The sequence below is a fragment of the Streptomyces sp. NPDC007983 genome (genome assembly GCF_042958345.1).
GTDB lineage: Bacteria > Actinomycetota > Actinomycetes > Streptomycetales > Streptomycetaceae > Streptomyces.
On record NZ_JBIBJI010000001.1, the window covers coordinates 411,798 to 424,679 of the forward strand.

Genomic DNA, 12,882 nt, shown 5'->3' on the forward strand with positions numbered 1-12,882 from the left:
GCCGGTGCGGCGCCTACCATGAGGGCCCGCCGAGGCTGGAGGACCGCGCATGGACACCAGGCGTCTGTACTCGTTCGTGAAGATCGTCGACGCCGGGAGCATCACGCGCGCGGCCGACATCCTGCACATCGCGCAGCCCGCCCTCAGTCAGCAGCTCTCCATGCTGGAGACCCAGTTCAAACAGCAGCTGCTGATCCGCAGCAAGCGCGGAGTGGCGCCGACCGAGGCGGGCCGGGCGCTGTACCGGCACGCCCAGCTCATCCTGCGCCAGGTCGAGTTGGCGCAGGCCGCGGTCGACGTGTCCGGGCGGGCGCCCGCGGGCAGCGTCTCGGTGGGCCTGGCCCCGTACAGCATGGGCGCGGCGCTCGCGCTGCCGCTGCTGACCAGCGTGCGCGAGCGCTACCCCGACATCCTGCTGCACATCAACGAGAACTTCGGCGGGGTGATCAGCGAGGCGATCATGACCGGCCGGATGGACATGGCGTTCATCTACGGGGCGGGGCCGCTGCGGGGCGTGCAGTTCGAGCCGCTGCGCACCGAGGACCTGTTCCTGATCGCGGCGCCGGGCCGGACGGTGGAGCCGGGCGGGGGCGCGGATGTCCCGCTGGAGGAGCTGGCGGACGTGCCGCTGCTGCTGCCCAGCCGGATCCACACCATCCGCCAGGTCGTGGACGCCGCGTTCCAGCACGCCTCACTGCGGCCGCGGGTCATCGGCGAGATCGAGTCCGTCCTGACGCTGGTCAGCGCGGTCGGCGCGGACCTGGGCGCGACCGTGCTGCCGTGGTCGGCGGCGCGCGCGATCCTCGACGTACAGAACCTGGTGGTGCGCCGGATCGTGAACCCGGCCATCCCGGTCAAGCTCTCCCTGTGTACGTCCGACCACCAGCCGCTGTCGGAGCCCGCCCATGCCGTGCACGATCTCTTCCATGAGCTGATCGCCGACTTCGGCTAGCCCTCCGCGCCGGTACGGGCGGGCTGGGTGGGGTCGGCCGCCCGCTCCGCCCGGTCCTCGGCGGGCTTGCGCAGCAGCAGCAGCGCCGCGTCGTCGTGCAGCCGCCCGCCCACATGGGCCAGCAGCTCGTCGTGCAGCCCGGCGAGGGTCCGGGACGGGTCGTCGCACACATGCCCGGGCACCCGTTCGGCCAGCGGGAAGTACGCCCGGCCGTGGTCGCGCGCCTCGATGACGCCGTCGGTGTACAGCAGCATCTGGTCGTCGTCGGCGAACGGGACGACCTGCAGGCTCGGCGCCTCGCCGCCCAGCGAGGCCAGGCCCAGCGGCGGCGCCGGGCGCACCGGCTCGATGGGCACGACCGCACCGGCCGGGCCGATCAGCAGCGGCGGCGCGTGACCGCAGTTGACGATCTCCATGCGCCCCTCGCGGGGGTAGCCGGCGACGACGGCGGTGACGAAGTCGTCGGAGGCGAGGTTGCGGGCGAGGCTGCGCTCGATCCGGCCGACCACGTCCAGCAGGTCCGGTTCGTCGTACGCGGCCTCCCGGAACACCCCCAGCACCAGCGCGGCGGTGGACACCGCGGGCAGTCCCTTGCCGCGCACGTCGCCGACGATCAGCCGGACCCCGTACGGAGTGGACACCAGCGCGTACAGATCGCCGCCCACCCGGGCCTCCGCCGCGGCGGCGCTGTAGCGGACCGCCACCTGGAACCGGCCGACCCGGGCGGGCACCGGCCGCAGCAGCGCGTTCTGCGCGGCCTCGGCGACCGAGCGGACCGCGGCCAGCACCCGTTCCCGGCGCCTGCGCAACACACCCGACAGCCAGCTGGCCAGGGTCACGGCGACGATCGTGGACAGCACGACCGCCTGCCCGTGGAGCGGCGCGTTCAGCCACGCGCCGAGCAGCGCGCCCAGCGCGACGGCGAGGAACCCGATCCGCAGCACCGTCCACGGGCGGCACGCGGCGGCGGCCAGCGCCGGGCCGACGGCGAGCAGCGGCAGCCAGCTCGATCCGTCTCCGGTGACGAAGGCGATGACCGCGACCGCCCCCAGGATGAGTACGGGCACTCCGGCCGCGTACGGCGCGGGGGGATAGGGCTGGTCCAGATGGGTGCGGGCCTGGATCATGTCCGGGTCGACTGCTCTCTCACTCACTCAGCCCGTTCGCCGGGCGCTACGACGTCCTGTCCGTTACGTCCAGAGAACCAATGGTTCGCGGCGGGCGACAAGGGCCGGAATTTCAGATAGTGAGCGAAAGGTGCCTGGTCACACGGTCGGCCGTGGGCAGCAGCCGGTCCCGTATCTCCTCCGGCCGCGCGTCCCGGGCCGCGCGCCCCGCCCGGAGCGACACCCCGAGCGAGCCGATCCGGTCCCCGCTGTACACGGGCACCGCGAAGCAGACCGTGCCCAGCGCGTACTCCTCCAGGTCGGTGACCGGCGCGTCGTCGGGGAAGGCGTCCAGCCGCCGCAGCAGCTCGGCGGAGCTGGTGACGGTGCGGGGCGTGAGATCGGCGAGCGGATGACGGGACAGATACTCGCTGCGGGCGTCGTCGCCCAGCTCGCGCAGCACGCACTTGCCGAGCGCGGTGGCGTGCCCGGCGTCCTCGAACCCCACCCACAGGTCCACCCGTGGCGCCCGGGGGCTGTCGACGATCTCCGCGACCCGGATCTCGCCGTCCTCGTAGAAGGTCAGATACGCGGCCGCCGACAGCTCGTCCCGCAGTCCGGCCAGCGTCGGCCGCACCCGGTTGAGCAGCGCCTGCCCACGGCTGCCGACCTGGAGCGTGTGCAGCTTGTCGCCCACGACGAAGCCGCCGTCGGGCAGCCGGTGTACATAGCCGTCGTGGACCAGGGTCCGCAGCAGGTGATACGCGGTGGCCAGGGGCAGCCCCGCCTCCCGTGCCAGCTGTTTCGCCGGCGCACCGCCCTCATGTGCGCCCACGGCCTCCATCAGGCGGAAGGCTCGCTGCACGGAGGTGATGAGCGTAGGGCCTCCTGGAGTACCCATATGACCAGCTTGCGCCCGGTACGGCGGCCGGGCAAGGGGATACGGGAGGGCCGTCCTGCACGCGGGGACGCGGCGTACGGCGAGGGCGCCGGCCACCCTCTGAGGTGGCCGGCGCCGTCGGGGACGGGGCGGGGAGGGGTCAGCCGGGGCTGATGCGGCCCCGCCAGCCGCCCTCTTCCTGGCCCCGGTGCTCGATGAAGTCCTTGAACCGGTGCAGATCGCCCTTGATACGGCGGTCGAGCGTCCCGGTCATGTCCGCGGCCTTCTCCGCCATTCCGCTCGGCTCGAAGACCAAGGCCAGGTTGACCTCGGTGTGGTTGTCGTCCAGGGGCCGGAAGGTCACCAGACCCTGCTGCTGCACCTCGCCCGAGGTCGTGCGCCAGGCGATGCGCTCATCGGGCAGCTGATCGACGATCTCGGTGTCGAACTCACGGTGCACACCGGCGATGGAAGTCGACCAGTGGTTGCGCCGATCGTCCACCTGCGTCACCTGGTCCACGCCTTCCATGAACCGCGGGAACTCGGTGAACTGCGTCCACTGGTTGTAGGCCGTGTGCAGCGGAACCTCAACCTCGACGGTCTCCCGCACGGTGCTCATCGGTGACTCCTTTCGACGTTGTCACCGCACCGGGTAACCGACCGCGCACCCGTAAAACGTCATCGCACGGCGTCATCGCAGCGGATGCAGCGCGGCCAGTTCGGCGGGGGCGGTGCCGGTCGCGATGGCGTCGGCCAGCAGCCGGCCGGTGAGGGGGCCGAGGGCCACGCCCCACATGCCGTGGCCGCCGTTCACGTACACCCGCGGCGAGCCGGTCGGGCCGACCAGCGGCAGCCCGTCGGCGGTGCACGGGCGCGAGCCGACCCACTCGTCCCGGCGGGCGTCCCAGTCGACGTCCCGCAGCAGCGGACGGGCCGCGGCGATGATCGCCTGGATGCGGCGCGGATCGACCGGCCGCTCCGGAGGCGCCAGCTCCATCATCCCGGCGACCCGCACCCGGCCGTCGCCCAGCGGGGTGCACACCACCTTCTGCGCGGCCAGATACGTCGGGCGCGCCGGTGCGCCCGCGGCGGGCACGCTGAAGCTGTAGCCGCGCCCGGACTGGACGGGCACCCGCACGCCGAACGGGCGGACCAGCCGGTTCAGCCACGTCCCGGTGGCGACGACGGCGACGTCGGCGCGCAGATCGCCCTGGGACGTGCCGACCGCGACGCCCGTGCCCAGGTCGCGGATCCCCGACACCTCGGCCCGCTCCACGACCTTCCCGCCGCGCTCCCGCACCGCGTCCGCCAGCGCCCGCACGAAGTTCCCGGGATTCAGCCGCCGCTGCCCGTGCAGCGCGATGCCCGCCCCGACCGCGTCGCTGAGCACCGGCTCCAGGGAACGCGCCCGGTCGCCGTCGACGAGGTCGTACGGAATCTCGTAACCGGCCGCCCGGGCGTGCTCCAGCTCCTCCACCATCCCCGCGCGCTCGGCCGCCGTGCCGAAGGCGAGCAGCATCGGGTCCACGGGGACGGTCGGCTCGGCGACCCCGCCCGCCGCGAGGTCGTCGTACGCCGCGAGCGCGTGCCGGTTCAGCGCGGCGAACGTGGTGGCCAGCACCCGCCAGCGGCGCGGGGTGCAGTGCCGGGTGAACGACAGCAGGAACCGCGCCAGCCGCGGATCGGCCCGCGGCGGGATGTAGACGGGCGAGGTCGGCGTGACCAGGCTGCGCACCCCGTACCGGAGCGCGGCGGGCTCGGGCAACGGCAGGGCGAGCGCCGGTGTCAGCCACCCCGCGTTCCCCCACGAGGCCCCGGCCGCCGGCCGCCGCCGCTCGGCGACGGTGACCTCGATGCCACGGCCCTGCAGGGCCCAGGCGGTGGCGAGCCCGACGATCCCGGCCCCGACGACGACGGCGCTGCGTGGTGTGGACACGGTGGCGTTCCCCTTCCCCGGATGATGCGCGCTGCGTACGCATCATGGGCGGCCGGGGGCGCGCGCCGCACTGTCCGCGTGGCCGATTGCGCGGGGGCGGGTGTTGTCGCGCGGGACAAGCCGCACGCCGGGCGCCGGTCCGCCCGGCGGCCGTCGGCGGGCCCTGCGCCGGGTTACGGGAGACGTAGCGCGCGGAGGCGCAGGCGGAGCTGGATCTCGAACTTGGCGGCCGGGTCGGCGAGGTCGAGGCCCGCGATCTCGTGCGCCCGCCGCAGGCGGTAGCGGAGGGTGTTGGGGTGGATGTGCAGCTGCCGGGCGGCCAGCCGGGCGTCCTCACCGGCGGCCAGGTAGTGGGCCAGGCTGTCGAGCAGTTCCGTGCCGCGCTCGCGGTCGTAGCGCTCCAGGTCGGCGATCGCGCCCAGCGGATCGTGCCCGGCCGCGTCGGCCAGGTCGACCGTCTGCATGAGCAGGGCGTCCAGGTGGACGTCGCGGATGTGGGCGGCGCCGCCCGCTCCGCCGCCCAGCCGGGTGAGCAGCCGGACGACCAGGTCGGCGTCGGCCCGGGAGCGGTCCAGTTCATCGGGGCCGGGAACGGTACGGCCCACCCCGGCCACCAGTCCGAACCGCGCCTGGAGCTCGCGGACCACGCGCGCCAGCCGCTGTTCGTCGCGCACCGGCACGACGGCGTAGCCCGCGCCGTCGGCCTCCGCGTGAACGCCGCCGTGCGCCGTCCCGGCCGGGACGGCCGGCGCGTCGAGTCCGGCGAGCGCGCGCCGCAGCGGCTCCCCGGAGGGCGCCGGGGCGACCGGCCGCAGCGCGACGACGGCCAGCGGACCGGGGGCCAGCGGCAGTTCGGCGGCGGCCTCGACGGCCTCCGGCCCGCCGCCCAGGAGGGCGCGTACGGCCGCGGCGCGCCGCGCCTCCTCCCCGCGCCGCCGCGCGATCTGCCGGGCCAGCACCGGGGCGGCCAGCGCGGCCGACTCCTCCAGCGCCGCCCGCTGCTCCCGGGAGGGCGCGTTCGGCACGATCGCCCAGATCGACCCCACGGACAGGTCGTCCACCCGGATCGGCATGATCGCCCGCGGCAGCACCCCGGACGCGCGGAAGTCCGCGTACAGCGGGGCGGACGAGCCCGCCAGCCGCACATCCAGCCGTTCGTTGCGCAACAACGGCCGGTACCGGTCGGGCACCCGGCGGTTGAGGATCATCGCGACGCGGGCGTCGTCGGAGTTTTCCTGGCCGGGCGAGTAGGTGATCAGCTCGGACGCGTCGTCCTCGATGGTGACCGGCGCGCCGACCAGCCCGGCGATGCTGTTGGCCAGGGCGAGGAGGCCGTCCGGGGAGTCGTCGTACATCGCTCCTCCGCTCATGGGCGCGCCGCCGGTTCCGGGGGCGCCTACCCGGACCGAACCGTATCGACGCTCCGAGGCGGAGATTATCCATGGCCGAGCGGCCGGTAACCATCCCCCCGCCGCGGCCTACCCGATGGCCTGCGGGCGCCGCCGCCCGTGCCCGGTGGCCTGTTCGAAGGCGTGGCCGATCTGCAGAACGGCGAAGTCCGCCCGGTGCGGTCCCACGATCTGGACGCCCACCGGCAGCCCGGCGGGGGTGAACCCGCCCGGGACGGACAGGGCGGGGCTGCCGGTCGCCGTGACCAGGTACGCCGAACGCATCCACTCCAGGTAGTCCCGCATCGCCACCCCCGCCACCTCGGCCGGGTACTCGATCCCGATGTCGAACGGCGGGACCTGGCTGACCGGGAGCAGCAGCACGTCATAGCGCTCGAAGAAGGCGCGGACGCGGTGGAAGAGCGCGGTGTGCAGCACCTCGGCGCGGGCCACGTCGGGCCCGGTGAGGCGGCGCCCCGCCTCCGCGTTCTCCCGGATCGTCCGCTTCAGCTCCTCCGGGTGACGGTCCATGAGCGGGCCGAACGCGACCTCGAACAGCGCGGCCCGCTGCGTACGGAACACCTCCTCGCCCTCCGTCAGGTCCGGGCACGCCCGCTCCACCGCGCACCCGAGGTCCTCGAACACCCCCGCCGCCGACTCCACGACCGCCGCCACCTCCGGCTCCACCGGCACCAGCCCGCCCAGATCCGGCGACCAGGCCACCCGCAGCCCGGCCAGGTCCCGGTCCAGCGGCCTGGCGAACCGGGCGCCCGGCTCCTCCAGCGCGATCGGCGACCGGGCGTCGGGGCCCGCCATCGCGGACAGCAGCAGGGCGGTGTCCGCGACGGTACGGGCCATCGGGCCCTTGACCGAGAGCGTGGTCCACGCGTTCGCCGCGGGCCAGGTCGGGACGCGCCCGGGCGACGGGCGCAGCCCCACCACGTTGTTGAACGAGGCCGGATTGCGCAGCGACCCGCCCGTATCGCTGCCGTCCGCGATCGGGATCATGCCGCTGGCCAGCGCGGCGGCCGCGCCCCCGCTGCTGCCGCCCGCGCTGCGGTCGGGGGCGTACGGGTTGTGGGTGGCGCCGAAGATCGGGTTGAAGGTGTGCGAACCGGCGGCGAACTCGGGCACGTTGGTCTTGCCGAGGGTGATGGCCCCGGCGTCCCGGATCCGCTCGATGATCAGGTCGTCCTGGTCCGGTATGCCGTCGGCCAGCGGCGAACCGTGGCTGGTGCGGATGCCCGCGGTGTTGTGGGTGTCCTTGTGCGCGATGGGCAGCCCGTGCAGCACCCCCACCCCGTCGGCTCCTTTCGCCCCTTCCGCGACGATCCGCTCGTCGGCCGCGGCGGCGGCGTCGAGCGCGCGGTCCGCGACGAGGGTGACGATCGCGTTGACGCCGGGGTTGACCCGCCCGATCCGGTCCAGATGCGCCTGCAGCAGCTCACGGGCGGACAGCTCACGGCGCCGGAGCAGGGCGCTCAGCTCGTGCGCGGTGCGGTAGCAGAGGTCGTCGTTGTGGTCCGTCACGGTTGCTCGCTCTCGTAGATTGCCGAATTGTCCCCACCCCGCCCCTCCCCGAACCAGGGGCCAGGCCCCTGGACCCCGCGGGGACTCCGCCCCGAGCCCCCCGGCGCCGAACGCCATCCGGCCCCGGCGCGGGGAGCACACGGCCGGGTGGCGACGCGGAAGTGGTTGATCCCCCACCCCTTCCCCGAACCAGGGGGCGCCCCCTGGACCCACGGGGCTGCCGCCCCGGAGTCCCGGGACCGGAGCGGCCGTGGTGCGGTGGCCACGGCCCGCGGATGCGGCGCAACGGCAGGCGGCTGCCGGGGGCAGGGTGAGTGCGCGGCGGGACCACGACCGGCCGACGGCGCCTCCGGCCCCCTCCCCCCCCGTCGGGCCATGCCTGCGCGGGGGCAATGGACCTGGCGCCCCCGCGCGGGGTGGTTCCGGCGCGCGGGCCTGCACACCGCTCTCGTCGCGTCGCAGGGGACGGCCGCAAGGGCGTGAGCGTCGCCGTGCCGCGGCGGTGCGGCGCACGCCGCACGGCCGTCGGCGGGCCGGACGACAGCGCGTTGCAGCGGGGCGGGGTCCAGGGGCGGAGCCCCTGGTTCGGGAAGGGGCGGGGTGGAGAAACACCGGCACCGCCGCGACGGCAGACGCCCCACCACGCGCAGGGCGCCGCCGGGAAGGCCGCCCGCGCGTGTGGCGGGCGGCCTTCTCCGGAGCAGGTGGGCGGCATCGGGGCGCAGCGGGCGGTTATCCGCGGGGGGATTCGTCCGGGTTCCGCGGGGCGGTGGCCGCGGCGGCGTGCGGGGCCGAGGCACCGTGGGGCCCAGGGGCCGAGGCACCCGGGGCGGGGGCCCGGTGGGGGGCCGGGGGCCGGTCCCCGGTTCGGGAAGGGGCGGGGTGAGGGAAGAGCAGCTGCACCAGCAGCGCCACCGCCACGTTCACCGCCACCCCCACCAGCCCGGCGTTCACGTGCCGTACGTCGATCTCGGCCAGCGTCAGCCACGTCACCACGGCCTCGCCCGCCGCCAGCCCGGCCAGCGCGGCCCGCGTGGTGAGCAGGCGGCGGCCGCCGAGGGCGGCGAGCAGGCCGGGGACGAGCTGGATGAAGCCGCTCACCGTGAGGAGCTGCAGGTCGGCCAGGAGCCCGGGGCGCAGGATGCCGAGGACGAGCGCGAGGCCGATGGCCAGGACGACGACGCTGTGGTTGACCCGCATCCGGGCCGACTCCCGGCCCGGGGGCAGCAGGTTCTGGGCGACCAGGGTCGAGATGCCGATGCACATGGCCCCGGCCGGAACCATCGCCGAGGCCGCGGCGGCGACCACGACGAGCCCGGTGGCCCAGTCCGGCAGCGCGCCCTGGGCGAGGGTGAGCAGCACCCCGTCGCCGTCCCCGTCGGCCCGTACGACCACCCCCGTGAGCCCGACCATGATCGGGATCATCAGCGCGACCTGGTACAGCGGCATGAAGACGTTGTTCGTACGGATCGCCCGCGGCCCGCCCGCGGCCATCAGCGGCGGCCAGTGGTGCGGCGTCGCCATCATCCCGCCCGCGATGGCCGAGACCAGCACGCTCGTCGTCCACCACACCTGGTCCTGCGCCCCGCCGTGCACGGTCAGCATCTGCGGCTGCGCCTCGTGGACCCGCTGGAACACCTCGCCCACACCGCCACCGACGTAGTGCAGCGGGATGACGACGGCGAGCACGGCCATGACGCCGATGGTCAGGACGTCCTTGAAGTAGGCGCTGTTCTTCAGCCCGCGGATGCCGGACCACAGCACGAAGGCCGCCGTCAGCACGGAGGCCAGCACCATGCTCAGCCGCCCCGACGCCGTGCTGCCCGTGGCCAGCCCGACGACCATGCCGAGGCCGGTGAGCTGGAGCTGGATGTAGGGGAGCAGGAAGATCAGCCCGATGACGGCGACGACCTTGCCGAAGAGCGGGCTGCGGTAGCGGTCGGTGAAGTAGTCGGCCTGGGTGAGGTAGCCGTTCTCCTTGCCCAGCCGCCACAGCCGGGGCTGGACGAAGTAGAGCAGCAGGAAGGCGAGCGCCAGATAGACGACGGCGTACGTGGCGGCGTTGCCGCCGGTGTACGCGACCCCCGCGACCCCGAGGAAGCTGAAGGTGGTGAACACCTCGCCCGCCTGGAGGAACCACATCGCGAGGGAGCCGAAGTTGCGCCGTCCGACGGCCCATTCGGCGAGGTCGGCGGAGCGCCCGGTGCGGCCGAGGAAACCGCAGAGGGCGAGGGCGCACATGCCCAGCAGCGATACGGCGAGGACGACGCTCACTGTCCCTCACCCGCCGTCGCCCGCTCACGGTGCCGGAACAGCCCCCACTCGACGGCGGCCAGCGCCGGGGTGAGCGCGAGCACCCAGGCGCCGACCCATACGTACAGCGAGGGCATGCCGAACCACAGCCGCTCGGCGTTGACGAACGGCAGCCACACCGACGCGAGCAGGGCCAGCGCCGGAACCACGGGCAGAAGGACGAGCAGTTTGCGCCACGACACGGTACCTCCAGGGCGCGAGGGGACTGCGCGGCATTCAACAGACCCGCCCACGGTCCGGCATCGTCACCGGCGGCCAACATGCGGCGGCCCCGCCTTGTCCGCGGGGACAAGGCGGGGCCCTGAGCACAGAGGCTGACCGCTACCGGCCCGCGCCCGCGCCCACGCTCACCGGAAGCCGCGCGGCCGACGTCCCCAGCCCCGTCGGGCCGAACAGCTGCCGCGGCAGCCGCGGTGCCCCGGCCTCGTACCGCAGCTCCTCCTCCCGGTACCGGTCGACCTCCCGGTGCCAGGTCAGGATCCCGGTCAGCCAGTCCTGGAGGTCGCGCACATACCCCTCCAGGGCCGCCCGGCCCTCCGCCGACAGCCCGAAGTCCTCGTACAGCACCGGGAACTCATGGGCGGCGACATGCTGGAACTGCCGCATCCGCGACGTCATCAGGTCATGCACGATGGCCACCCCGGTCGGGTAGTCGCAGTCGAAGAAGTTCTGCACGACCAGGACGCCGTTGTGGACCTCGTCCTCGAACTCGATCTCCTTCTGGTACGAGAAGACGTCGTTGAGCAGGGTGGCGTAGTCCATGGCGGCGTTCTCCAGCGACCGGACCGGCCCGCTGCGGTAGATCCCGGGCGGGAGGCGCTTCCCGTAGGACAGTCGGCACAGGCTCATGGTGAGCTGCGAGCCGAAGGTGTGGCGGCGCATCTCGACGTAGTCGACCGGGTCGGGGATCCGGTTCTGCACCTGGTTCGCCAGCTCCCACAGCCAGCTGTCCAGCATGTCCTCCACGGCCGTGCGGAACTCGCGGCGCGCGTCCTCCTCCATCGTCCCCGCGGTACGCGACCACAGGTCGGCGAGCGAGCGCTCCAGCCCGCTGACCGGGGCGGGGGTGGGGCCCGCGTCGACCGGCATGAACGCCTTGAGCCGTTCGTTGCACACCTTGGCGCCGGTGAGGTCCCGCCTCCGGCCGAAGACCCGCGGATAGTAGTCGTCCGCGTACGTTCCCCAGGCGAGCCAGCCCGACGTCAGGTCCAGCTCGCCGGGGGGACGCCTCCGGGTGGATGCCCGCCGCGCACAGCGGAAGGTCGGCGGCGAGCAGTCGGCGCTCGTCCCAGACGTCCGAGTCGGGCACACCCGGCTGGGGCCCGAAGATGCCCATACGGTGCGACCACTCGACCAGATTGCGGCGCGCCCGGTCCAGATGCGGGCTGAGCCGGGCGGTGAAGGGCAGGAAGAAGTCCGGCAGCAGGGACGGCCCGACCCGCTGATGCGGCACATGGCTGAAAGTGCGTGCCCTGGCCCGCTCCGCCCGGCCGGTGGTGAGCGGAATGTCGGCGGCCGAAACCCCGAGCCCGCTGCCGCCGAGACCGCTGCCCCCGAGCCCGCTGATGCCGAGCCCGCTGATGGAGAACGGCGACCAGGCGGGCGCGCTCCCGGCCCCTCCGCCGTTCATGTAGCGGCTGGAACGCATATGCCATTCATGGCCGCCCGACTGCCAGTCCTGGAGCCCCTTGACGTACGCCATGACGCTCGCGCGGGCCGCCACATCCAAACCGTGCTCGGCGAAGAGCGGGGGCAGCTCGGTGAACGTGGTGTTCTCGAACTGCTGGAGCCGGGAGGTGAGCAGGTCGTTCACGGCGTCCGCCGCCTGCTGGGTGGTGCAGCCCAGGAACGTCTCCAGGACCAGCACCCCGTTGCTCAGCTCGCCCTCCTCCTCGATCTCCCGCTGGTACGAGAACAGGTCGTTGCGCAGGTGCACCGCGTCCGAGAACGCGTCCCGCAGCACGCGCAGCGGCCGCGACTCCGCGACCACCGCGGGCACCTCGGCCCCCACCGCGTGCTCCACGAGCCCCGCCGACCACGGGGCGCCGCCGACCTTGCGGCGCATCTCGATGTACTCCACCGGGTTGGGCGTCCGGCCCGCGTTGATGTTGGACAGCTCCCAGAGCGATTCGCCCAGCAGATTCTCCGTGGACTCCCGGAACCGGGCCCGCCAGTCCGGCGACATCGTGGGCACCGTCCGCGTCCACAGGTCCTTCAGGCCCGCCTCGACCGGGTTGACCGGCTCCGGCATCCCGGCCGCCGCCGGGTCCATCGGCATGAACAGCGGCAGCCGGTCCAGATACGCCTTGCCGCCCTCCCGGTCCTGGGAGCGCTTGAACCGCTCCAGGAAGTGGTCGTCGAAGAAGAACACCCACACATACCAGTCCGTGATCAGCGCCAGCTCGGCGGCGGAGCATTCGGGGTGGGTATAGGCGCACAGCAGGGCGTAGTCGTGGGCGTCGAGGTCCTTCTGCTCCCAGATCCCGGAGCCTTCGAGCATGCCCATCCCTCGCGCCCACCGGGTGGAGTGCTCCCGCGCCGCCTGGACATGGGGATTCAGCCGCGCCGGGTACGGCGTGTAGAAGTCGGGGAGTTGAAAGGGCTGTGTCACGGGTGCACCGGGACCTCTCCGTGCGACGGTTGCCCGCGGCCGTCAGCGGGCCCCCGGGCTGATCGGCTCGGCTCTACCCAGGGCCCTGACGGACTATCCGACTGCCCGACGAGTCACATAAGCGTGCGATCGTTTCCGGCCCCGCCGCGGCGGTACGGACGGCCGC

Annotated in this window: 9 protein-coding genes and 1 pseudogene; 1 reads left to right on the forward strand and 9 read right to left on the reverse strand. The window is 73.8% G+C overall.

All coding sequences use genetic code 11. The annotated features are described in order from the left end of the window. Positions 1 to 49 precede the first annotated feature (49 nt). On the forward strand, positions 50 to 952 hold the full coding sequence (nac, locus tag ACFZCY_RS01945; RefSeq protein ID WP_361474010.1) for a nitrogen assimilation transcriptional regulator NAC: 903 nt from the start codon (positions 50 to 52) through the stop codon (positions 950 to 952). On the opposite strand, the gene ACFZCY_RS01950 is transcribed toward nac, so the two are convergent. The 9 genes and pseudogenes from ACFZCY_RS01950 to ACFZCY_RS01990 all read right to left on the reverse strand — a co-directional run bounded on the left by ACFZCY_RS01950 (position 949) and on the right by ACFZCY_RS01990 (position 12,716). After that, positions 949 to 2,079 (reverse strand): SpoIIE family protein phosphatase, encoded by a 1,131-nt coding sequence (locus ACFZCY_RS01950; RefSeq protein ID WP_391169373.1) that lies wholly within the window; start codon positions 2,077 to 2,079, stop codon positions 949 to 951. The genes nac and ACFZCY_RS01950 overlap by 4 nt on opposite strands. 112 nt (positions 2,080 to 2,191) lie before the next feature. Next, positions 2,192 to 2,959: an IclR family transcriptional regulator C-terminal domain-containing protein gene (locus ACFZCY_RS01955; RefSeq protein WP_391168619.1), complete on the reverse strand. Its 768-nt coding sequence runs from the start codon at positions 2,957 to 2,959 to the stop codon at positions 2,192 to 2,194. 139 nt (positions 2,960 to 3,098) lie between these two features. Further along, positions 3,099 to 3,557: an SRPBCC family protein gene (locus ACFZCY_RS01960; protein WP_391168621.1), complete on the reverse strand. Its 459-nt coding sequence runs from the start codon at positions 3,555 to 3,557 to the stop codon at positions 3,099 to 3,101. Between the two features lie 72 nt (positions 3,558 to 3,629). Next, a complete protein-coding gene (locus tag ACFZCY_RS01965) occupies positions 3,630 to 4,874 on the reverse strand; it encodes an FAD-dependent oxidoreductase (RefSeq protein WP_391168623.1) in 1,245 nt (414 codons plus the stop codon). Between the two features lie 173 nt (positions 4,875 to 5,047). Next, on the reverse strand, positions 5,048 to 6,244 hold the full coding sequence (locus tag ACFZCY_RS01970) for a helix-turn-helix domain-containing protein (protein ID WP_391168624.1): 1,197 nt from the start codon (positions 6,242 to 6,244) through the stop codon (positions 5,048 to 5,050). A 108-nt stretch (positions 6,245 to 6,352) separates the two neighbouring features. Next, positions 6,353 to 7,792: an amidase gene (locus tag ACFZCY_RS01975; protein ID WP_391168626.1), complete on the reverse strand. Its 1,440-nt coding sequence runs from the start codon at positions 7,790 to 7,792 to the stop codon at positions 6,353 to 6,355. Positions 7,793 to 8,524: 732 nt separating this feature from the next. After that, positions 8,525 to 10,066: a sodium:solute symporter gene (locus ACFZCY_RS01980; RefSeq protein ID WP_391168628.1), complete on the reverse strand. Its 1,542-nt coding sequence runs from the start codon at positions 10,064 to 10,066 to the stop codon at positions 8,525 to 8,527. Then, complete coding sequence (locus ACFZCY_RS01985; RefSeq protein ID WP_361476899.1) at positions 10,063 to 10,287, reverse strand: hypothetical protein; 225 nt, start codon at positions 10,285 to 10,287, stop codon at positions 10,063 to 10,065. Before ACFZCY_RS01985 ends, ACFZCY_RS01980 begins: the two co-directional genes overlap by 4 nt. A 139-nt stretch (positions 10,288 to 10,426) precedes the next feature. After that, positions 10,427 to 12,716: pseudogene (locus ACFZCY_RS01990) on the reverse strand (germacradienol/geosmin synthase). Positions 12,717 to 12,882 lie beyond the last annotated feature (166 nt).